The organism is Billgrantia endophytica (genome assembly GCF_002879615.1).
In the GTDB taxonomy this organism is placed as follows: Bacteria; Pseudomonadota; Gammaproteobacteria; order Pseudomonadales; family Halomonadaceae; genus Halomonas; species Halomonas endophytica.
In genome coordinates, this window is sequence record NZ_PNRF01000037.1 from 64,231 (window position 1) to 84,993 (window position 20,763).

Here is a 20,763-nt window from a genome sequence, read left to right on the forward strand (position 1 = left end):
TAAATGAGTACTTTGAGCCGATTTTTAACGCTGTATGGGCGAGCGCAGACAGTGTTCGTACAAATCCTAGTCGCGGATTCAGCGGGTTTCCACGGTCATGGAGAGCTTGTCGGGCAGCCCCAGCGGATCCTCGGTATAGGTCGCCATGTTGCTTTCCGCCGGCAGGGCAAGGCTGATTTCCAGCTCATCGGCCGTGCCATCCAGCAGTTCGACCAACCCCAGGAGAACGGACTGAACCTGAGGGCCGAACATCATGCCGAAGCCCTGGGCCTGTGTGCGGGCCTGCTCGATGTACTGCGCCTCGGTCACCCCTTCCATGGCCGCTCCCAGGGTGGCCAGGCGGCCGAACAGGCCCTGGTTGGACAGGGTCAGGCGTATGTCGCCGCCCAGTAGCGTGGCGGTTTCCAGCCAGTCCACGTCGGCGAAGACATCGGCGGGTGTCACGCCGTCCGGCAGTACCACGGGCAGGTTGATGTCGAGCACCAGGCGCAGGGCATCCTGAATGGTGATCCGGCTGTCGCTCAGCAAAATGCTGCGACCGCCCTCCTCTTCCCAGTCCCCCAGGAACGCGGCATCCAGGCGCAGCTTGCCGGTGCCATCGGTCAGCACGTTGCTGACCATGCGCAGTTCGGTCCGCTCATCCGCCGGGGCCTGCTCGATCATGCGTGCCAGGTCGATATGCAACTCCTCGAGTCGCAGGCCGCCCTGTCCATCGCTGAAGTCGCCATCGACATCCAGCAGCGCCAGGCTACCCACCAGCCGGTCGGAATCGACGGTAACGTCGCGAACGACCAGCGAATCCAGCTGTTCTTCTCCCTCCACATCGAGCCCGGTCAGCCCTTCGAAACGCAGGGAAGCGAGCTTGAAGGAACCGGAACCAAACTCATCCAGGTTCTCTCCCGAGCCCGACACCCCGGTCATCTCCAGCATGCCGATGGCATCGTGGGCAAGCGACTCGCCACGGACCTGGTCGATGGTCATGTGCCCTTGGCTGGCGGTGAACGGGGTGCCGTAGAACAAGTCCTCGGCAATTTCCGAAGCCAGGTCGATGACGATATCGTCGATGGTCAGGCTGCCGATGCGGATCTCTTCCGGCGACAGGGTGTCGTCGAGGGGGAACACCGCGCGGGAGGGCTGTCCCAGAACGATGCGAGCGGCACTCATCAGCATCAGATCGGTGAGAGAGTCCTCTATCCTCACGCCTTCCAGCGTCACTTCGTCGGGGCTATCGTAATCACCGCTGACCACATAGCGGTCGATGATGAGCCGCTCTCCCTCCTCGGATTCGAAGACGACGTCTTCGGCGGTGACGCGGGAACGCAGCATGGCGCTGGAGACGTCTCCCAGTTCGACGCTGCCGTAGCCACCGAACAGGGTGCGGAGGTCGGTCTCGAGACGCTCGGCGTCGGCGACGGCTGCGCTTGAAGCCCCCATCAGCGTAGCGAAAGCCAGGACACTACCGAAGCGCAAGGCCCCCGGGCATGTTGCATTCATTCGATGTCACCTCCCCTGTGAAGAATCTTTGTAAGACAGCGGGCCGGGGACCGCCGCCTTTACATAGTGTAACCAGAAAGCCCCGCTCATGCCTCCCCGAGCAGCCCCAGGCTGGCGGCGGGGGCCTGACGGCGCAGGCTGCGTGACAAGGCATGGCCGATGGCGCCGATCAACAGCGCCCCGCCAAGAGGAAGCACGACCCATAGCCACAGGTGCAGGCGCGGCGCGAGGTCGAACCACGCCATGTAGATGCCCGCCGTCGCCAGCTCCGCCAGCAGCGCCCCCATCAAGCCACTGGCCAGCCCCAGGATGGCGAACTCGGCGCCTTGAACACGCGAAATCAGACGATTGCCGGCACCGAACACGCGCAGCAGGCCGCTCTCATGAGCGCGCATCGGGCGACTGGCGGTCAGTGCGGCATAGAGCACGCTGACTCCGGCCAACAGCACGAACGCCAGCACCAGTTCCACGGCTCGGGTGACCTGGGTCAACACCTCGCGAACCTGTGCCAGGATGGCATCGACATTGAGCAGCGATACCCCCGGAAATGCCTGGACCAATCGACGCAGCGTCTCTGTCTGGCCTCCATCCAGGTGGAAGGCGGTGATATAGCTGTGGCCGAAGCGTTCGAGCACGTCGGGCGGAAAGATCACGAAGAAATTGGGTCGGAAGCTGTCCCAGTCCAGGTTTCGCAGGCTGGCAATCTCGCCGATTATCGCTTCGCCGCCAATGGTGAAGGTAATCCGGTCGCCAAGCCCGAGCCCCAGGCGTTCGGCCAGGCCGTCCTCCACGGAAATCGGCACCATCACCTCGCCCGGCTCGGCATCCACGGCACCCAGCCAGCCAGACGCCGCATCGTCATTCGCCAACTCGTCGAACCACTCGCCGGCCACCAGGCGATTGCCTTCGGGCAGGTTCTCCTGCCAGGTCAGGTTGAGCTCCCGGCGCAGCGAGCCATCACCACGCGCCTCCACCGGCACCGCCTCACCCGGCGTCTGGTCGTTGATGGCACTGATGCGCCCACGCACCATGGGGTAGAGCGCGGTTCGGTCATCGGCCGCCTCCTCCAGGGTCTCGACGAAGGCGTCGCGCTCCCCGGGCTGGATATTGATGGCAAAGTAGTTCGGGGTGTCTTCCGGCAGCTGTGCCTCCCAGGTGGTCAGCAGGTCGCCACGCACCAGGGCGATCATTGCCATGGCGAAGAAAGTGACGGCAAACGCCAGCAACTGCCCCAGGCTGGCGCTGCGCCGGCGAGCCAGTTGCCTTCCCCCCAGGCGCACCGCCTGGGACAGTTCGGCGCCGTTGCCGCTGCCGTGAGGCAAACGCGACGCCAGGCGCAGCACCAGGGCGAGCAACAGCAGCCCCAGCCCCCACAGCACCACCAGCATCACCAGACCACCCACCAGCAGCGCGGCGGCAAGGGCCAGATCGCCGGAGTAGAGCCATAGCAGGCCACCGAAGACCAGGCTGGCGACGAGCACCACCAGCCAGGCGGAAGCCGGCAGGGGGTCAAGTTCGCGACGCAACACCTTCAAGGCACTGACCCGCTTGAGGCGAAGCAGGGTCGGCCCGGCAAAACCGACCAGCACGGCCAGGGCCGTGAGCACGCCGAGCAGAAGCGGCAGCATCCCCGGCGGCGGCAACTCCATGGGCAGGAAGGTCATCAGCAGGCGCAACAGCACGGCCTGGCCGATCAATCCGAGCAGGGCACCAAGGGCCGAGGCCACCAGCGCCAGCCACAGCAGCTGCAGGGCAAAGAGCCGGGTCAGTTCACGCTGGGTGGCGCCAAAGCAGCGCAGCAGTGCCGCGGTGTCCAAGTGGCGCTCCACATAGCGTCGGGTGGCCATGGCCACGGCGACACCGGCAAGCAATACCGCCGCCAAGCCGGCCAGGCTCAGGTATCTCTCGGCTCGCTCCAGCGCATTCCCCAGCTGGGGACGATCGCGACGGACATCACGCACCTCCACGCCATCCCGGGCCAGCTGCCGCAGTCGTGGAGCCAGGGCATCCAGGGCTCCCGCTTCGCCCGCACCCAACAGGGTATGACTGACCCGGGACCCCGCCTGGACCAGGTTGCTGGCCACCAGGTCATCCGCGTGTATCATGAGCCGCGGGTTGAAGTTGCCGAAGCCACCGGACTGGTCCGGCTCCCGCTCGACCAGCCCGGCAACGGTCAACGCGGTATCGCCCACCTGCAACCGGTCCCCCACACCGGCATCCAGCAGCAGTGCCAGGCGGGGTGCCAGCCAGGCTTCGCCAGGAGCGGGCCCACGGGCGACGGTCTCCGGCCCCTCCCCCAGGTCCACGTGCACGTTGCCATAGAGCGGATAGCGGTCATCCACCGCCTTGAGACTTGCCGGCTGGAACGCCTCCTCGTGGCTGACCATGGTGACCATGCCGACCTGGTCACTGAGAGACAGCCCGGCCTCCTCCAGCGTGCGACGCAGTTCGCCATCGAATGGTCGACTCTGCTCCAGCACCAGATCACCGCCCAGCAGCTGTCCGGCCTGGCGGGTCAGGCCCCGATCGAGTCGATCCAGAAAGAAGCCGATCATGGTGGACGCCGCCACGGCCAGCGCCAGGGCGAAAAAGAGGGCTCGCACGTCACTGGCTCGCAGATCGCGCAAGAGCCCGCGGGCGGAAAGCCGCAGCACGCGCCGGGCGCTGCCGGCTGTCGACGGCTGAGAGATGGCCTCGCTCATGCGCCCACCTCGTCACGGGACGTCTCGACCAGCCGACCCTCCTCCAGTCGCAGACAGCGGTCACAGCGGCGTGCCAGGGCGTGGTCATGGGTCACCAGCACCAGGGTGGTGCCGGCTTCCCGGTTGAGCTGGAACAGCAGGTCGATGATACGGGCGCCGGTGGCCTGGTCCAGATTGCCGGTTGGCTCGTCGGCGAAGACCAGCTCCGGCCCGGTGACGAAGGCCCGGGCCAGCGCCACCCGCTGCTGCTCGCCACCGGAAAGCTGCTTGGGCAGGTGCTCCAGGCGTTCGGCCAGGCCTACCCGAGTCAGCCAGTCGCGCGCCCGCGTTGCGGTATCGCTCAGCGGTGACAGCTCCAGCGGCAACAGCACGTTTTCCAGCGCGGTGAGTGTCGGCAGCAGTTGGAAGTTCTGGAACACGAACCCGACTCGTCCGGCACGCAGCCGAGCACGGCCATCCTCGTCCAGGGCGCCGAGCGCCTGGCCGAACAGTTCGAGTTCACCATGGGTCGGCTGGTCGAGGCCGGCCAGCAGGCCGAGCAGCGTCGACTTGCCCACGCCGCTCTGCCCGACGATCGCCACGCTTTCGCCAGGGAACACTTGGAGGTCTAGACCACTCAGAATGGTGAGCCGCCGCTCGCCGCTCACGACCTGCTTGGCCAGGCCTGTGGCGTGTAGAATTGGCACAGCATCGCGAGTCGAAACAGCATCACGAGTCGAGGAGTGGGACATGGTGGAAGGCTTCCCCAATGGTTGGATTCATACGTATCGCGGCTGGGCTCACGCATTCCTGAGCAAGCCGCGCAGGTTCGGTACCATGCTTCTGTGCGCCCTGCTGTGGCTGACGGCCCCTCTGGCCCTGGCCGCCGAACGCCCGCTGGTCCTGGTCATGGGCGACAGTCTGAGTGCCGCCTATGGCATCGAGCAGGACGAGGGCTGGGTCAGTTTGCTGGAAGCGCGCCTCGACGGAAAGGCGCACGTGGTCAATGCCAGCATCAGTGGTGAGACGAGCAGTGGCGGCGCAAGCCGCCTCCCCGAGCTACTCGGACAGCATGAGCCGGACATTGTTCTGCTGGAACTGGGCGGCAACGACGGCTTGCGTGGCCTGCCACCCGCACAGCTCAAGACCAACCTGGCCGACATGATCGAGGCCAGCCAGCAGGCCGAAGCCGAGGTGCTGCTGCTTGGCATCGACATCCCCCCGAACTACGGCCAGACCTATCGTGATGCCTTTACCGGTGTCTTCACCCGGCTTGCCGATACCTACGATGTGGCCCTGGTTCCCTTCCTGCTCGAGGGTGTCGCACTCGAGGATGGCATGATGCAGAGCGACGGCATTCACCCGACGAGCATCGCCCAGCCGGTGCTGCTCGACAACGTCTGGCCGGAGCTCGAAGCGCTGCTGGAGCGCAACGGCGTGCAGTTGGCCGACGTCAATCATGACTGACCGCCGGTACCGGATGCTTCTGCCACTGCTGCAGCCCCAGCCCCCCGAGTATCAGGACGAGCCCGACCAGAGTGGAGGCCAGGATCGGTTCGCCCACCACCAGGAAGAGCAGGACCAGTGAGACCGGCGGCGAGAGGAAGATCAGGTTGGATATCTTGGCCGTGCGCGAAACCTTGTGCACGGCCAACTGCCACAGCACGAAGGCGATGCCCATCTCGAACAGCCCCACATAGAACCCCGAGGCAAACCCCGCCCAGCCGTACCAAGACAGGCCCGGCCCCAGCAGCATCAACGCCGTGAGCACCGGCAAGGCAACGCTGAAGTTCTGCCACTGGGCGATCAGGGGCGGGCGGGGGTCGCGTGCATTGAGCAGCCAGTAGAGTGCCCACAGCAGGGTCGAGACCAGCGCCAGCCCTACCCCGACGGGGTCGGCAAAGGCCACATCGAACACCGCCCCGCGGGTGGCGATGACCCACACGCCCGAGTATGCGATCAATCCGGCCAGTACATCGGTACGGGTCAGGCGCTGCCCGAGTACGGGCACGGCCAGGATCGCCATGGCCAGCGCCCAGGTATAGTTCAAGGCCATGGCCTCCTGTCCAGGCAACCGGTCATAGGCACCGAACAGCACCAGATAGTACGCCACCGGGTTCATCAACCCGGCCCAGGCCGCCGTTCGCCAGCCGCTCGTGAGCGCCTGGCCCAGCAGTCCCTTCCGGGCCACCAGCGCCCCCATCAACGCCCAGGAGACCAGCGAGGCGAGCCAGATCAGCTCCAGCGGCGACATGTGCGAGAGCGCCACCTTGAAGGCCGTGGCCACCGTGGACCAAAGGGCCACGGCACCCAGTCCGAACAGTATGGCCTGGCGGTCGCCGGTCATGGCGGTGGAACTCATCGATCGATATGCCCCAGGTCGCGCCCGGGGTCGAGCCGGTCGCGAACCTTCTGCTTGATCTGCTTGCTGTCGGGAAAACCGCCATCGCGCTTGCGCTCCCAGATCGAGTCATCGTCGAAGAAGATCTCGAAATAGCCGCCATGGGACGGGACCAACGCCACCTCCTCCAGGTCTTCGCCGAAGGTGGAGAGCAGTTCCTGGGCGTACCAGGCGCTGCGCAGAAGCCACTGGCACTGGGTGCAGTAATGGATACGGATACGTGACATGTCGGCCTTCCTGTCGCAACAATGAACTCCCGGATGATACCAGCCCAGGAGTTCTCATGGCCGAACGCGAGATCAGCCAGTCACGCCTGTACGAGTGGTTGACCGGCGATGAGGACAGCCGGATGTGCAGGGACATCCCCGACGAGGCGTGTGACGAGCAGCCACGCAATTTCTTCCTCCACCTGCTCGCCTCGCTGGGCAACAAGCTGGCCGACGAGCTCTCCAGCGCCCGCCTGGTGCTGCCTTGGCTGATGGGGGTGATCGGCGCGCCACTCTGGATGGTGGGCCTGCTGGTGCCGATCCGCGAATCGGGCGCCCTGCTGCCGCAGCTGTTCGTGGCGGGCCTCATCCGTCTCAAGCCCGAGCGCAAGTGGGCATGGGCGGCCGGCGGGGCGCTGCAGGCCCTGGCGGCCGCGGCGCTGGCCCTGCTCGCCCTGTTCGGCAGCGGTGGTACCGGCGGCGGCCTGGTACTGTTCGTCCTGGTGCTGCTGTCGCTGGCGAGGGGGCTCTCGTCGATCGCGACCAAGGATGTGCTGGGCAAGACCATCGCCAAGCGCCGCCGCGGCACCCTGATGGGCTGGAGCGGCAGTGTGGCCGGTGCCGTGACGTTGGCGGCGGGGGGCGTATTGATGCTGTTCGAGGACCGCCCGGGAGAGCTGGCACTGGCCGTGTTGCTGGGCGTGGCCGCGCTGGGATGGACCCTGAATGCCCTGTGCGCCGCTCGAATCACCGAAAGCCCGGGTGCCGTGGAAGGCGGCGAGAATGCCTGGGACAGCATCAAGCTGGGGCTTCGCCTGCTGCGGGACGACCGCAGTTTCCTGCATTTCAATGTGTCACGCGCCCTGCTGCTCGCCAGCGCCCTGGCACTGCCCTATGTCGCGCTGCTGGGGCAGCAGCAGAGCGGCACGGAACTGGGCGGGCTGGGCATACTGATCGTGGTGTCCGGGGTTGCCGGCATGGTGGCAAGCCCCGTCTGGGGCAAGCGGGCCGATGCCTCCAGTCGCACCGTCATGCGCGACACCGGCCTGGGCGCGGCCGTCTGCTGCCTGCTCGGCGCCACCTTCGCCTGGCTGTCGGGTGACTGGACGGCCACGGTGTGGCCCTACGCCCTGGTCTACGCCCTGCTGGTGGTCGTGCACGCCGGGGTCCGCCTGGGCCGCAAGACCTATCTCGTCGACATGGCAGGACAGGACAAGCGTGCGCTCTACGTTGCGCTCTCCAATACGATAACCGGTGTATTGATGCTGCTGGTGGGCGGCCTGGTCGGCGCCCTCGCCCAGTGGCTGGGGACCGCCTGGCTGCTGCTGGTCCTGGCCGCAATGGGCCTGGCGGCAGCGGCCAGTGCCACCCGGTTGCCGGAAGTGGAACGGTAGGCGTTCGTTCCCACCGCCAACGAAGCGATGGCTGACCACAAAAAAAGCTCGCACAGGGCTTGCTCTCCTCCTCTCCTGGATATATATAGCCGTCAGGTGCCGGCTATCGGCACCATGGCGCTTCAGGTCCGTCGCTTCGGACGCGAAGCGAACAGTGATGCGTCGATCGCCAAAGCGGTCGGCACCGGGCCATGGGAGGACGTCGCATGAGCCATGAACCCCAAGTCAGCGATTCTCACGATGAAGAACAGGACTTCCTCGAAGCCGTCAATGACGACGATTATACTCGCCCCCGTCCTGGCAGCCGTGCCGAATCACTGCGCGCCCGTCGCCGTGTGGAAGCACTGCTGGAAGATCGGCGCCTGAAACGCGCCATCGAGGACGACTGGATGCTTCTCGACGAGGAAGAAGAGGAAGAGTAGGTATCGCAAGGCCGGCCCCGGGGTGCTGCAGTCCGGCGCGACGCTGGCCTTTACCCTGTCCGGCCACTATCATCGTGGCCACTGAAACCCCTTAACCCAGTGGAATTCCATGGCGCAATACGTTTACACCATGAATCGGGTGGGCAAGGTCGTACCCCCCAAGAAACAGATTCTCAAGGATATCTCCCTGTCCTTCTTCCCGGGCGCCAAGATCGGCGTACTGGGCCTCAACGGTGCCGGCAAGTCGACCCTGCTGCGCATCATGGCGGGAGTGGATACCGAGTACGAGGGTGAAGCTCGCCCCATGCCCGGCATCAATGTCGGCTACCTGCCCCAGGAACCCCAGCTCGACGACGAGAAGAACGTCCGCGAAACCGTGGAAGAGGCGCTGGGCGAGATTCAGGAAGCACAGGCCAAGCTCGATGCGGTCTATGCCGCCTATGCCGAGCCGGATGCCGACTTCGATGCACTGGCCAGCGAGCAGGCGCGACTCGAAAACATCATCGAAGCCGCCGATGCCCACAACCTGGAACGCAAGCTGGAAGTGGCAGCCGAGGCCCTGCGGCTGCCGCCCTGGGACGCCAGGGTCGGCAATCTTTCCGGCGGTGAGCGTCGTCGTGTCGCCCTGTGCCGCCTGTTGCTGGCCGGTCCGGACATGCTGCTGCTCGACGAGCCCACCAACCACCTGGACGCCGAGTCCGTTGCCTGGCTGGAGCGCTTCCTGCACGACTATTCAGGAACCGTGGTGGCCATTACCCATGATCGCTACTTCCTCGACAACGTGGCGGGCTGGATCCTCGAGCTCGACCGTGGCCAGGGCATCCCCTTCGAGGGTAACTACTCCCAATGGCTGGAATCGAAGGAAAAGCGCCTGGAGCAGGAAGCCAAGCAGGAAGTCTCGCGCCAGAAGGCCATCAAGCATGAACTCGAGTGGGTGCGCAGCAATGCCAAGGGGCGTCAGGCCAAGAGCAAGGCTCGCCTCAATCGCTTCGAAGAGATGCAGTCCGGCGACTTCCAGAAGCGCAACGAGACCAACGAGATATACATACCCCCCGGCCCCCGGCTGGGCGACAAGGTCATCGAGTTCCACGGCGTGTCAAAGCGGTTCGATGACAAGCTGCTCTATGAAGACCTCACCTTCACCGTGCCCAAGGGAGCCATCGTCGGCATCGTCGGCGGTAACGGTGCCGGCAAGTCGACCCTGTTCAAGCTGATCGATGGCAAGGAACAGCCGGATGCCGGCGAGGTCGTGGTCGGCGAGACCGTCGACATCGCCTATGTGGAACAGCTCCGCGACGCGCTCGACGACAAGCAGACGGTGTGGGAAGCGGTGTCGGACGGTCAGGACATCCTCAACATCAACGGCTACGAAGTGTCTTCACGGGCCTATGTGGGACGTTTCAACTTCAAGGGCAACGATCAGCAGAAGTTTCTCAAGGACCTTTCCGGCGGGGAACGCGGCCGACTGCAGCTCGCCCAGACCCTGAAGCAGGGTGCCAACGTGCTGCTGCTCGATGAGCCGTCCAACGACCTGGACATCGAGACCCTGCGAGCCCTCGAAGAAGCCCTGCTGGCCTTCCCCGGCTGTGCCCTGGTGATCTCCCACGACCGCTGGTTCCTCGACCGAATCGCCACCCACGTGCTCGCTTTCGAAGGAAATTCCCAGGTGGTGTTCTTCGAAGGCAACTACACCGATTACGAGGCGGACCATCGCAAGCGGGTCGGCAACGATACGCCGCATCGCATGAAGTACAAGCGCATCGACGCATAACGGTCGCCCGCTACGCCAGACCAACGAGGCCCCGCCATTCGGCGGGGCCTCGTGCCATCGGGGCTTGTCCCCGGTTTGGTTGATGCGTCCGTCATGGTCGCCTGCCGGTGACCAGCGAGACAATGAACAACACCAGGAACAGGAAGAACAGTATCTGGGCAATCGTGGTGGCAGCACCGGCGATGCCGCTAAAGCCCAGAACCCCAGCGATAATGGCAATGATCAGGAACAACATTGCGTTGCCGAGCATAACAGACCTCCTTGACTGTCGTGGACGCGGTAGCGTCGAAATCCCTATCAGGGTACTTCCCAGCCTTGCGTGAGCTGAACGAATCGTCAAGTTACTGCCTGTGTACCGTTGTATCTCGCCGCTCGAGACCCTCTCGGCGTGCCTGGCGTCCGGTCGGCATCAATACAGCCCGGATTCGCCCTCGGGGCGCGTCTTGAAGCGGCGGTGCAGCCAGAGATACTGCTCGGGGTGTTTTCGAATGGCCGTCTCGATGAAGGCATTGACGCGAGCGGCATCGGCCACCTCATCATGGCTGGGAAAGTCCTCGAGAGGAGGGTGGCATTCGATGGTGTAGGTGCGGTTATCCGGGTTTCGATGAAACATCAGCGGTACTACCGGTGCACCGGTCATGCGCGCGATCTTGGCCGTCAGGCGGATGGATGCGGCCTCGACGCCGAAGAGGGGGGCGAACACGCTGACATCGCGCCCGAAATCCTGGTCCGGCGAATACCAGACGATATGTCCGGCCTTGAGCCGGCGCACCACGCCACGTAGATCATGGCGATCGATGGCCTGACCGAATATCCGGCTGCGTGCACGGGTCATGAAGCGCTCGAAGAGCGGGTTGTTGTGAGGCCGATAGACCACGTCGGCTGGCGTGAAGAGCGAATGCAGCGCACCACCCAGGTCCAGGGTGGAAAAATGGATACCCACCACCAGTACACCCTGACCACGAGCCCGGGCGGCGGCCAAGTGATGCAGCCCCTTGTAGCTGACCCGGTGGCGCAGATGCCGGGGGTCGCGACACCAGCCGGTCGCCGTCTCGAGAATACCGATGCCATTGGCGATGAAGGTATCGCGGACGAGCCGTCCGCGCCGTTCTTCGTCGAGCTCCGGAAAACAGAGGCGCAGGTTGGTGTCGACGATATGCCGGCGCCACGGCACCAGCCACAGGGCCAGCAGGCCAATGCCCTTGCCGATCGCCAGCTTCAGCCGCCACGGTAGCCAGGCTCCCGCCTTCATGCTGCCGATGGCCAGCCAGGCCGGCCAGTATCGGGGATGCGCGAAGGAGGCAGGCCAGTTACGCTTGGACATACGGGTTCCATTCAGTCGTCTATGTGGCAGTGGCCAGCCGAGTCGGGTCAGCCTGGCACCGGTTCAAGACCGCTCATGATAGCGCCTGGGCACTCGCGGCAGCACGCCGGTCAGCAGGGTATAGCTGATGGCACCGCAATACCGGGCCACCTCGTCCACCGACAGCACCTCGCCGTTCGAGGCGTTACCCCATAGCACCACCTCGGTCCCGGTGCCGGCCTCGGGCAGCTCCGTGATATCCACGGTCAGCATATCCATGGATACCTTGCCGGCGAGCGATACGCGCTGGCCGGCCACCAGGACCGGAGTGCCATCCACGGCATGGCGATCATAGCCATCCCCATAGCCGCACGCCACGACACCGATACGCGAAGGGCGTGGCGCCCGCCAGCGCCCGGCATAGCCCACCGGTTCCCCTGCCGCCAGCTCCTGTACGGCAATGATCCGTGAGCGCAGCGTCATGACCGGTCGCAAGCGCCGGCTTGCCTCGCTGGGGGCTTCCAGGGGATCGCTGCCGTAGAGCATGACGCCGGGGCGCACCCAGGCGCCATGGGCCTCGGGCCGGGCCAGGGTGGCAGGTGAGTTGGCCAGGCACAGTGGCGCGCCAAGGTGCTCGGCCAGTGCCCGCAGGCGTGACATCTGCTGATGGAAATACTGGCCATCGAGCGCATCGGCGGTCGCGAAGTGGCTCATGAGATGCAGGGCGGCGGCGCACTCGGAAGCCACGGCGAGACGCTGCCAGACAGTCACGGCTTCCTCTGGTGAAAAGCCCAGTCGGTGCATGCCGGAATCCACCTTCAGCCATACCGGAATCGGCCGGGTCGGACGATAGGCCAACAGCGCCGCCACCTGCCATTCGCTGTGCACGGCCATCCACAGGCCCAGGGCATCGACACGCTCCAGTTCGGAAGCCTCGAATATCCCCTCCAGCAACACGATGGGCGCCTTCACCCCGCCCCGGCGCAGCGACTCGGCCTCCTCGAGGCAGGCCACGGCGAATGCCGGAGGCCGGCTGTCGGCGGGCAAGGCCTCCAGTGCCCTGGCGCAGGCCACGGCGCCATGACCATAGGCATCGGCCTTGATTACCGCCACCGCCTGGCTGGCTGGCGCCAGTTCGCGGGCGAGCCGGTAGTTGTGACGCAGGGCATCGAGATCGATATCGGCGACCAGCGGCCTGGCCATGGCATCCTCCTCGGAAGGTACACGCTCGAGCGACCACCGGTCTTCCGGTGGCTTTACGTCGTGGCTTGTCTGAAACGCGTTGCGTGCGAAGAAAGAAACAGTGTCAGGAAGGTGCCACGGGTCGCTCGCCGATGTTCATGACGGCATCGTCACTGGTCTCGTCAGGCAGCTCCAGAGAAACCGCGCCCTCTTCGGTCAGCCAGTCGTTGATGGCCCGGATGGATTCCGGACCCAGCAGGCCCGTCTGCTGCTGAAGCTGCAGCAGGCCCAGCACATAGTCGTAGCGCGCTTCCGCATGGTCGGCAACGGCGTTGAAGAGGTTCTGCTCGGCATTGAGCACATCGACGATATTGCGCGTCCCCACTTCGTAGCCGGAACGTGTCGCTTCCAGGGCGCTCTGGTTGGAGACGATGGCTTGACGGCGCGCCTCGACGGTTTCCACATCATTGTTGATCTGGGTGAACAGCGAGCGAACCTGCTGGATGGTATCGCGCCGCTGCGCCTCGAAGTCATACTGGCTGACCTCCAGCGCGAAACCACTCTGGCGCACCTGCGCCTGGGTCGAGCCGCCGGTGTAGAGCGGAACGCTGGCCCGTACCCCAACCTGGCTCTCGGAGTTGTAGGTGCCACCGGAGCGGTCGGTATCGGACCAGCCATAGTTGGCGAATGCCGCCACGACGGGCCGCTGGCCGGCCCGGGACACTTCCAGCGTGCTTCGGGCCACTTCGATGCCCGCCTCGGCCATGCGCACCATGGGGCTGTTGTCCATGGCGAGCCGAACCCAGTCCTCGCGACTCACCGGCTCGGGCGGCACGATGGGTATCTCGTCATCCAATGCCGCGATGCTGTCGTAGCGGTGCCCCGTCAAGCGTTCCAGCGCCTCGAACCTGACCTGCATCGCACTCTCGGCGGCGATGCGCTGGGCCCGGGCCAGGTCATAGGAGGCCTGTGCCTCGTGCACGTCGGTGATGGCGATCAGCCCCACCTCGAAGCGCTCACGAGCCTGTTCCAGTTGGCGGCTGATCGCGATCTCCTGCGCTTGCCGGGCGCCCAGCACATCATGGGCACGCAATATCTCGAAGTAGGCGTCGGCCACGGCGAAAAGCAGCTGTTGCTCGGATACCGCCAATGACAGGGCATCACGATCGATCTCCCGCTCGGCCCGGGCCAGTTGGGCACGCCGGGTCGGGTCATAGAGAGCCTGCTCCGCCTCCAGGCTCAAGCCGACGCTGTTGATCGTGTCGTCGTTCTCGATGATTGGACCGGGAGCCAGGGCTGGGTCCCGCTGTGTCTGTCCAGGGCTCGAATAGACGCGGGAATGGCTGACATTGCCACCTGCCGAAATCTGGGGCAGCAGCGTGCCGCGTTGGATATCCCGCCCCGCTTCGGTGACCTGGAAGCCGGCACGGGCAGACGCCAGGTCGGCATCGTTTTCCAGGGCGTCCTGGGCAATGGTCCAAAGATCGGCACCGTGCACGGAGCCGGCCAGAGAAAGCCCCGCCAGCGCGCTGATCCAGCGTAGACGGAAACAAAGAGACAAGGCTGGTCGAGACATGTTCTGCTGATTTCCTTGGCGCCTGGCGAGGCTCGTTGATTCGTTTGTCGCACCAGTTCTATCACACCAGCATGCACGAAATGTGCAGCTGGCACGGCGTTCCAGGCCAGCTGCACATCCCGGCAAGGCCGGGGGTTCTATTCGAAGATGGAATCCATCGACAGGCCCTGCTTTTCCAGTACCCGGCGCAGCTTCTTGAGCGCCTCGACCTGAATCTGACGCACCCGTTCGCGCGTCAGCCCGATCTCGTCGCCGACTTCTTCCAGCGTGGCGGCCTCGTGCCCTCGCAGGCCGAAGCGGCGGATCACCACTTCCGTCTGTTTCTCGGTCAACTCCGCCAGCCAGTCGTCCACGTGCTGCTTGACATCGACATCGACCAGCGACGACTCGGGCCCCTGGTCGTTGTCGTCGGCCAGGGTTTCGATGAGCGGCTTGTCGCTCTCGCCCCCCATGGGATAATCGACCGACGAGACCCGTTCGTTGAGGCCCATCATCTTCTTGACCGATGCCACCGGCTTGTCGAGATAGTCGGCGATCTCTTCGGCGGTGGCTTCATGATCCAGTTTCTGGGTCAGTTCACGGGCCGCCCGCAGGTAGATGTTGAGCTCCTTGACCACATGGATGGGCAAGCGGATGGTGCGCGTCTGGTTCATCAGCGCCCGTTCGATCGTCTGGCGGATCCACCAGGTGGCATAGGTGGAGAAGCGGAAACCGCGCTCGGGGTCGAACTTCTCCACGGCACGGATCAGGCCGAGGTTGCCCTCTTCGATGAGATCGAGCAGGGTCAGCCCTCGATTGAGATAGCGACGGGCGATCTTGACCACCAGTCGCAGGTTGGACTCGATCATCCGTGATCGGCCGGCGGGGTCGCCCTTTTGAGCAAGGCGGCCGTAGAAGACCTCCTCCTCGGGCGTCAGTAAGGGAGAAAAGCCGATCTCGTTGAGATAGATCTGAGTGGCGTCGAGACTGTGATGGTAGTGTTTATCCTCACGGCTCAGCGCCTTCTCGAATGCTTCCTCGTCATTGGCTGAACTCTCCTCGTCGGCCTCGACCTCTTCCTCGGCCTCGGTGACTTCCTCGAGATTCACGTCCTGAAGGTCCTGTTCAAGCATGCTCATCGGTTGCTACCCCGTTTTTTTCGTCCTTAAAGGTGCCGGTAAACACCTGGCATCGTCATTCGGCACGCGCTGTTATTATTGTGACCCCCGCTGCCATTACGAATGACGAAACATTCCGCAGATGGCTCAGTTATCGCTCCGGTAGATAGTTCAAGGGGTCCTGAGGCTGGCCATCCTTGCGCACCTCGAAATGCAACCTGACGGTTTCGGCGTCGCTATCGCCCATGGTAGCGATCACTTCACCCGCCTCGACCACATCGTTCTCCGTCACGCGGAGGCTGTCGTTGTGGGCGTAGGCGCTCAGATACTGGTCGTTGTGCTTGAGCAGAATGAGATTGCCGTAGCCTCTCACGCCACTGCCCGCGTAGACCACGATACCAGGTCCGGCTGCCTTGACAGGTTGCCCCTTTTGTCCGGCGATATCAATGCCGGCGGTGATGCTTCCACCTTCGCCAAAACGGCCAACCAGTTCGCCATCGACAGGCCACTGCCAGGCGACCTCGTCCACGGGGGTGTAGGTTCGACCATCGCGCTCGGGTTCGCGTTCCGGAGCACCTGCCACTTCGGTGCCGGCATCCGGCTCGGGCTCAGCGACGGGCTCGGGCTCGGGCTCGATGGCGGGCTCGGGTGTCACTGCCAGCTCGGGCTGTACGTCGGGTTCCGGCTCACTGGGTGGCCCGGGCTGTCGTTCGGGCTCACGCTCCACCGCCGCCTCGGCCCCGGCGACTTGCTCGGCGCTCATCATGGCCGACTCACTGGGCCCTGCCCGTTCGGGATCCAGTGGTTCAGCCGTCAGGCGTCGACTGCGCTCGATGGCTTCATCGTCCGGCAGCAGCCAGTCGCTGTCGCCGGCCTCGGCCATGCCGCCGCCCAGCGCGGTGGCCGTTGCCACCTCGGAACCAGCCGCGTCACGGCTCTCGGCGGGCCGGGAGGGTGCCGCGGCATCGTCACCCAGCCTCAACTGCTGACCCGGCTGGATACTGTAGGGTGGGCTGATCCGGTTGAGCCGGGCCAGGTCCCGATAATCCATTTCATGGCGCCAGGCGATACCATAGAGCGTATCGCCCGCCTCCACGGTGTACTGGCTGGAAGGAGTCAGTTCGCGGCTCACGGAGAGGTCACGAACCTGAGGAGCCGAACCCTCCTGTTGAGCGGCACAGCCGGTCATCGCCAGGGCAATGGCCGACACCAGAAACAGCTTACGCATTGGAGCCATCCTTCTTGTCAGGCGAAGTGGTAGAACCAGCCGCCGCCTCGTCGGGTGAATCCGCCCGATGATAGCGGCCAAGGGCAAGAACCAGTACGGCTCCCGCCAGCATAGTGCCCAGTACCGGAAACAGGAGACCGGGCTCACCGGTGAGGTTCGCATAGTCCCCAGGCGCCAGGTAACGGTAACCAAGAGGTATCATCTGACCTTCCGGGCCCAGCTGGTAGCTCACCAGCTCTCGCCAGGGCCAGATCACGGGGAGCGAACCCACGATGAAACCGATCAGGAGCTGCAGCGTGGCGGTGTGATAGTGGCGCAGCAGCCAGGACAGCAGCCGGGAGAAGCCGGACAGGCCGATCAGGCACCCCACCGCAAAGACGGACAGCAGTCCCAGATCAAAGCTGCGGATTGCCTGCATGACGGTGCCATAGAGCCCCATGGTCAGCAGCAGGAAACTCCCTGACACACCGGGCAGCAGCAGTGCGCTGATGGCGATGGCCCCTCCCACGATCAGCATGAGCGACTGGCTCCCCAGCAGGGTGATCAGCGGCATCAGTGACGGCAGACCATGGGCCATCAGCAGGCCGCAGGCAAAAGGAAGCATATGCCAGAGCTTCCAGTCACTGGGGTGACGGCTGACCACAACGGCCGAGGCCGCCACCAGGCCGAAGAAAAAGCCATTGAGCAACAGCGGATATTCGTCCAGGAGCCATACCACCAGATGCGCCACACTGAAGAGGCTGGTGGCGATTCCCAGCAACAGCGGGATCGCAAATGCTAGGTTGAGATGCACGGCCAGCATCGGCAGCCCGCCGCGGCGCCAGGCAACGAAAGCGCTGGGGCCGAACTGCTTGATGGTGTGAAGGAGCTCCTCGTAAATGCCGGTGACGAAGGCGATGGTACCGCCGGAGACACCGGGTACCGCATCGGCCGCCCCCATTCCGGCCCCCTTGAGGAAGACACTCATATAACGCTTCAACGAATCACTCCTTGCAGCAGCGGCACGAAACGAACCCGCTCCAGCCGCTGAACGTGAGATTGGTTGCCGTCACGGCGCACCCGGGTCAGCCATTGCTCGCCGTCGATGTCGGCCAGCGGCAGGATCATCACCCCGCCATCGGCAAGCTGTGACACCAGGACTTCGGGCAGCTCGTGGGCGCAGGCGGTCAGCAAAATGACGTCGAAGGGTGCCGACTCGGGCCAGCCGTGACCACCATCGGCCAGGCGTAGCCGTACGTTGTGCGCCTGCAGCAGACGCAGCCTCGCCGAGGCACGATGGTGCAAGCCATTGATCCTCTCCACGGACCAGAGTTCCGGTATCAGTCGCGAGAGTATCAACGTCTGGTAGCCGGAACCCGTCCCTATCTCCAGCACCCGCCGGGGCGACTCGCTCAGCACCAGCTCCGTCATGCGCGCCACCATCCAGGGCTGGGAGAGGGTCTGGCCATGGCCAATGGGCAACGAGGTGTCCTCGTAGGCACGATGAGCCAAGGCTTCGTCCAGAAAGAGATGACGCGGTTCGCCGGCCATGACCTGCAACACCCGATCGTCCTCGATGCCCTGGGCAGCCAGACGCGCCGTCATGCGATCACGGGTTCGTTGCGATGTCATGCCGACGCCGCGCAGCAGCTCGGGCAGTTGTTCAGGTGAATGCATCCAGCCAGCCTTGCACGTCCTCGATGGCCGCATGACGCGTCAGATCGGTCTGCAGCGGCGTGATCGAAACATAGCCCGCCTCCACGGCGGCGAAGTCGGTATCCGGCCCATCATCGGCATTCTGCCCGACGGCCGCAATCCAGTAACGCACTCTTCCCCGGGGATCACGAACTTCCATGGGTTTCTCCGCGGGACCGCGATACCCCATGCGGGTAACGCGGAAACCCTGTATCTCGTTCCAGGGCAGGTCCGGCACGTTGACATTGAGCAGGCTGCGCGGCGGTAGCGACAGTTGATCCGCCGCCCCCACCAGGCTTGCCGCGACACGCCCGGCCGTGTCGAAATGGTGCGAGCCCACCAGCGACATGGCGATGGCCGTCATGCCCAGGTTCCGCCCCTCCATGGCGGCAGCCACGGTGCCGGAATAGAGCACGTCGTCGCCCAGGTTGCCGCCATGGTTGATGCCTGAGATGACCAGGTCGGGCTTCTCGTCCCAGACGCCGTTGACCCCCAGGTAGACGCAATCGGCCGGCGTGCCGTCCACGCTGTGAAAACCATTTTCCAGCGCCGTCAGCGACAGGGGGCGGCTCAGGGTCAGGGAGTTGCTGGCACCGCTGCGATCGCGGTCGGGCGCTACCACACGCAGCCGGGCATGAGCCTCCAGCGCATCATACAGGGCACGCAGCCCAGGGGCATGAACCCCGTCATCATTGGATAGCAAGAGTCGGCGCATCGGTCTTGTCTCTCTGGGCCTCGTGGTTCAGGGTCGCTCGTTCGAGAGCGAAAACCCCAGCGTCGGGTGGTCGATCAATTCACGCAATACGGCCGTGGCAAAGCTCCCCCGAGGGAGGTGAAAATCGAGCCGCAGGTGGTCTTCCCCACGCACCAGCCGGGCGTCGCTCAGGCGCATTCGCAGAGGGCGACGAGCCACCTTCACGCCCGCTCGCTCCAGGCCTTCACATAGCCCGGGATGCCGGTCACGCAGCGTCTGCTCATAGCCTGCGGCGACATCCGCGGCAAGCGATTCCCCGACTCCCCACAAGATTCCGCTCGGGTGCAGGTCGAGCCGTGCGGCGCGCTCGGCCAGCTCCGCATCGACGTCGATGATGGAAAACTGACTGGCGGTGCCGTCAAGCGTCACCACGTCTCCCGGAAGCAGGCGGCTCCAGTTGCCGTCCGCCATTCGCATGGCCAGCAGCTCGTTGAACAGGTAGCTGCGTGCCGTGGACAGCAGCATGCCTTCGCGGTCATCCCTCTTGCGCCAGCCACGGGACAGCACCCCGCAGGCCCGGCTCAGGTTGCGTCCTTGCGGGCCAAATCGCTGCGGCCCGAAGGCATTGGGTACGCCATGGAGGCAGAGCCGGTTCCAGCGCTCCTCGAAGTCGGACGCCTGGACGGCCGCTCCGGTAATGACCAGCGAGAAGCGGTTGGCACGATGAACGCCCCGCTTGAGCTTGCGGGGGTGGCGAACCTGCTCGAGGACCTGGATGCCGGACGCGGCCAGCCGCTCAGCCAGGTCGTGGGGGCCTTCCCGGCCGGGAAGGTGCACCGACAGCCACTGCCGGGTCACGGCGATGCGGTCCTTCATGCCGGCATAACCCACCGCGCGTGAAGCCACGTCGCAGGCACGGGCCAGGTGGCGCACCACGTCCAGCGTAGTGAGCCCGCGCTTCTCGATCCAGAGCCAGAGATGTTCACCCTGCCCTTCCGGGACGAAGTCCAGGCACTCCTCGACCAGGAAGTCCTCGGGCGTGGCGCGGTAGTCACCGGCGGGGGGCGGGCCCAACTCCGCATCCAGCGCACGGGGCCAGGCGGGTGGCCAGGGGCCCGCACTCGACGTCTCGTTCACTCGAGACCCCCTCCCGTCGCGTTCCTGCCCATCGGCATCAGCAGAGCCACCGCCTCGGCGGCGATACCCTCGCCACGGCCGGTGAACCCCAGCCGTTCGGTGGTGGTGGCCTTCACGTTGACGGCGCCCGGCTCAACGCCGAGGTCGGCGGCGATATTGGCAACCATGCCACCGATGTGTGGCGCCATCTTCGGCACCTGGGCGACCACGGTGGCATCCACATTACCGACCCGATAGCCCGCCTCGCCGACCAGCCCATGCACATGCCGCAGCAGGGCGCGGCTATCGGCGCCCGCCCAGGCCGCGTCGGTATCGGGAAAGTGGCGGCCGATATCGCCCAGTGCGCAGGCGCCAAGCAGCGCATCGGAAATGGCATGCAGCAGCACATCACCATCGGAGTGCGCCACGAACCCTCGCTCGAACGGAATGGCAACGCCCCCGATCATCAGGTGGTTGCCGTCACCGAAGCGGTGCACATCGAACCCATGGCCGATTCTGAACAT

20 protein-coding genes are annotated in these 20,763 nt (G+C 64.9%); 4 read left to right on the top strand and 16 right to left on the bottom strand.

Annotated elements, in window-relative coordinates; genetic code table 11:
* Positions 1–78 precede the first annotated feature (78 nt).
* The 3 genes from C1H69_RS17720 to C1H69_RS17730 all read right to left on the bottom strand — a co-directional run bounded on the left by C1H69_RS17720 (position 79) and on the right by C1H69_RS17730 (position 4,927).
* A complete protein-coding gene (locus tag C1H69_RS17720) occupies positions 79–1,494 on the bottom strand; it encodes a hypothetical protein (RefSeq protein ID WP_102654706.1) in 1,416 nt (471 codons plus the stop codon).
* 86 nt (positions 1,495–1,580) lie between these two features.
* Positions 1,581–4,196, bottom strand: coding sequence for an ABC transporter permease (locus tag C1H69_RS17725; protein WP_102654707.1), 2,616 nt, complete (start codon positions 4,194–4,196; stop codon positions 1,581–1,583).
* Entirely contained in the window at positions 4,193–4,927 is a 735-nt protein-coding gene (locus C1H69_RS17730) for an ABC transporter ATP-binding protein (RefSeq protein ID WP_102654708.1), read from the bottom strand. Before C1H69_RS17730 ends, C1H69_RS17725 begins: the two co-directional genes overlap by 4 nt.
* Positions 4,928–5,012: 85 nt before the next feature.
* Here C1H69_RS17730 and C1H69_RS17735 point away from each other — a divergent pair, with 85 nt between their 5' ends.
* Positions 5,013–5,642, top strand: coding sequence for an arylesterase (locus C1H69_RS17735; protein WP_102654912.1), 630 nt, complete (start codon positions 5,013–5,015; stop codon positions 5,640–5,642).
* On the opposite strand, the gene C1H69_RS17740 is transcribed toward C1H69_RS17735, so the two are convergent.
* On the bottom strand, positions 5,629–6,522 hold the full coding sequence (locus C1H69_RS17740; RefSeq protein WP_102654709.1) for a DMT family transporter: 894 nt from the start codon (positions 6,520–6,522) through the stop codon (positions 5,629–5,631). The genes C1H69_RS17735 and C1H69_RS17740 overlap by 14 nt on opposite strands.
* Positions 6,523–6,533: 11 nt before the next feature.
* Complete coding sequence (locus C1H69_RS17745; protein WP_102654710.1) at positions 6,534–6,803, bottom strand: Rdx family protein; 270 nt, start codon at positions 6,801–6,803, stop codon at positions 6,534–6,536.
* 56 nt (positions 6,804–6,859) lie between these two features.
* On the opposite strand from C1H69_RS17745, the gene C1H69_RS17750 reads away from it, so the two are divergent.
* The 3 genes from C1H69_RS17750 (at position 6,860) to ettA (ending at position 10,369) form a co-directional block, all read left to right on the top strand.
* Positions 6,860–8,176: an MFS transporter gene (locus C1H69_RS17750; RefSeq protein WP_102654711.1), complete on the top strand. Its 1,317-nt coding sequence runs from the start codon at positions 6,860–6,862 to the stop codon at positions 8,174–8,176.
* A 206-nt stretch (positions 8,177–8,382) separates the two neighbouring features.
* Complete coding sequence (locus tag C1H69_RS17755; RefSeq protein ID WP_102654712.1) at positions 8,383–8,598, top strand: PA3496 family putative envelope integrity protein; 216 nt, start codon at positions 8,383–8,385, stop codon at positions 8,596–8,598.
* Positions 8,599–8,707: 109 nt separating this feature from the next.
* A complete protein-coding gene (ettA, locus tag C1H69_RS17760; protein WP_102654713.1) occupies positions 8,708–10,369 on the top strand; it encodes an energy-dependent translational throttle protein EttA in 1,662 nt (553 codons plus the stop codon).
* A 91-nt stretch (positions 10,370–10,460) separates the two neighbouring features.
* On the opposite strand, the gene C1H69_RS17765 is transcribed toward ettA, so the two are convergent.
* From C1H69_RS17765 to ispF, 11 genes are all read right to left on the bottom strand, one after another.
* A complete protein-coding gene (locus tag C1H69_RS17765) occupies positions 10,461–10,619 on the bottom strand; it encodes a DUF1328 domain-containing protein (RefSeq protein ID WP_102654714.1) in 159 nt (52 codons plus the stop codon).
* Positions 10,620–10,778: 159 nt separating this feature from the next.
* Entirely contained in the window at positions 10,779–11,693 is a 915-nt protein-coding gene (lpxL, locus tag C1H69_RS17770) for an LpxL/LpxP family Kdo(2)-lipid IV(A) lauroyl/palmitoleoyl acyltransferase (RefSeq protein WP_102654715.1), read from the bottom strand.
* A 63-nt stretch (positions 11,694–11,756) separates the two neighbouring features.
* Positions 11,757–12,875 (bottom strand): alanine racemase, encoded by a 1,119-nt coding sequence (gene alr / locus C1H69_RS17775; protein ID WP_102654716.1) that lies wholly within the window; start codon positions 12,873–12,875, stop codon positions 11,757–11,759.
* Between the two features lie 103 nt (positions 12,876–12,978).
* Positions 12,979–14,430 (bottom strand): TolC family outer membrane protein, encoded by a 1,452-nt coding sequence (locus C1H69_RS17780; protein ID WP_102654717.1) that lies wholly within the window; start codon positions 14,428–14,430, stop codon positions 12,979–12,981.
* A gap of 137 nt (positions 14,431–14,567) precedes the next feature.
* Positions 14,568–15,548, bottom strand: a complete 981-nt coding sequence (gene rpoS, locus C1H69_RS17785) for an RNA polymerase sigma factor RpoS (protein ID WP_102654718.1) — start codon at positions 15,546–15,548, stop codon at positions 14,568–14,570.
* Between the two features lie 130 nt (positions 15,549–15,678).
* Positions 15,679–16,755 carry a peptidoglycan DD-metalloendopeptidase family protein gene (locus C1H69_RS17790; protein WP_102654719.1) on the bottom strand — a complete coding sequence of 359 codons (1,077 nt, stop codon included), beginning with the start codon at positions 16,753–16,755 and terminating at the stop codon, positions 15,679–15,681.
* Positions 16,748–17,722 carry a DUF368 domain-containing protein gene (locus C1H69_RS17795; protein WP_205738541.1) on the bottom strand — a complete coding sequence of 325 codons (975 nt, stop codon included), beginning with the start codon at positions 17,720–17,722 and terminating at the stop codon, positions 16,748–16,750. Before C1H69_RS17795 ends, C1H69_RS17790 begins: the two co-directional genes overlap by 8 nt.
* Before the next feature lie 8 nt (positions 17,723–17,730).
* On the bottom strand, positions 17,731–18,411 hold the full coding sequence (locus tag C1H69_RS17800; protein WP_102654721.1) for a protein-L-isoaspartate(D-aspartate) O-methyltransferase: 681 nt from the start codon (positions 18,409–18,411) through the stop codon (positions 17,731–17,733).
* A complete protein-coding gene (gene surE / locus C1H69_RS17805) occupies positions 18,398–19,144 on the bottom strand; it encodes a 5'/3'-nucleotidase SurE (RefSeq protein WP_102654722.1) in 747 nt (248 codons plus the stop codon). Before surE ends, C1H69_RS17800 begins: the two co-directional genes overlap by 14 nt.
* Positions 19,145–19,171: 27 nt before the next feature.
* Positions 19,172–20,260 (bottom strand): tRNA pseudouridine(13) synthase TruD, encoded by a 1,089-nt coding sequence (gene truD, locus C1H69_RS17810; protein ID WP_102654723.1) that lies wholly within the window; start codon positions 20,258–20,260, stop codon positions 19,172–19,174.
* On the bottom strand, positions 20,257–20,763 hold the full coding sequence (ispF, locus tag C1H69_RS17815) for a 2-C-methyl-D-erythritol 2,4-cyclodiphosphate synthase (protein WP_102654724.1): 507 nt from the start codon (positions 20,761–20,763) through the stop codon (positions 20,257–20,259). Before ispF ends, truD begins: the two co-directional genes overlap by 4 nt.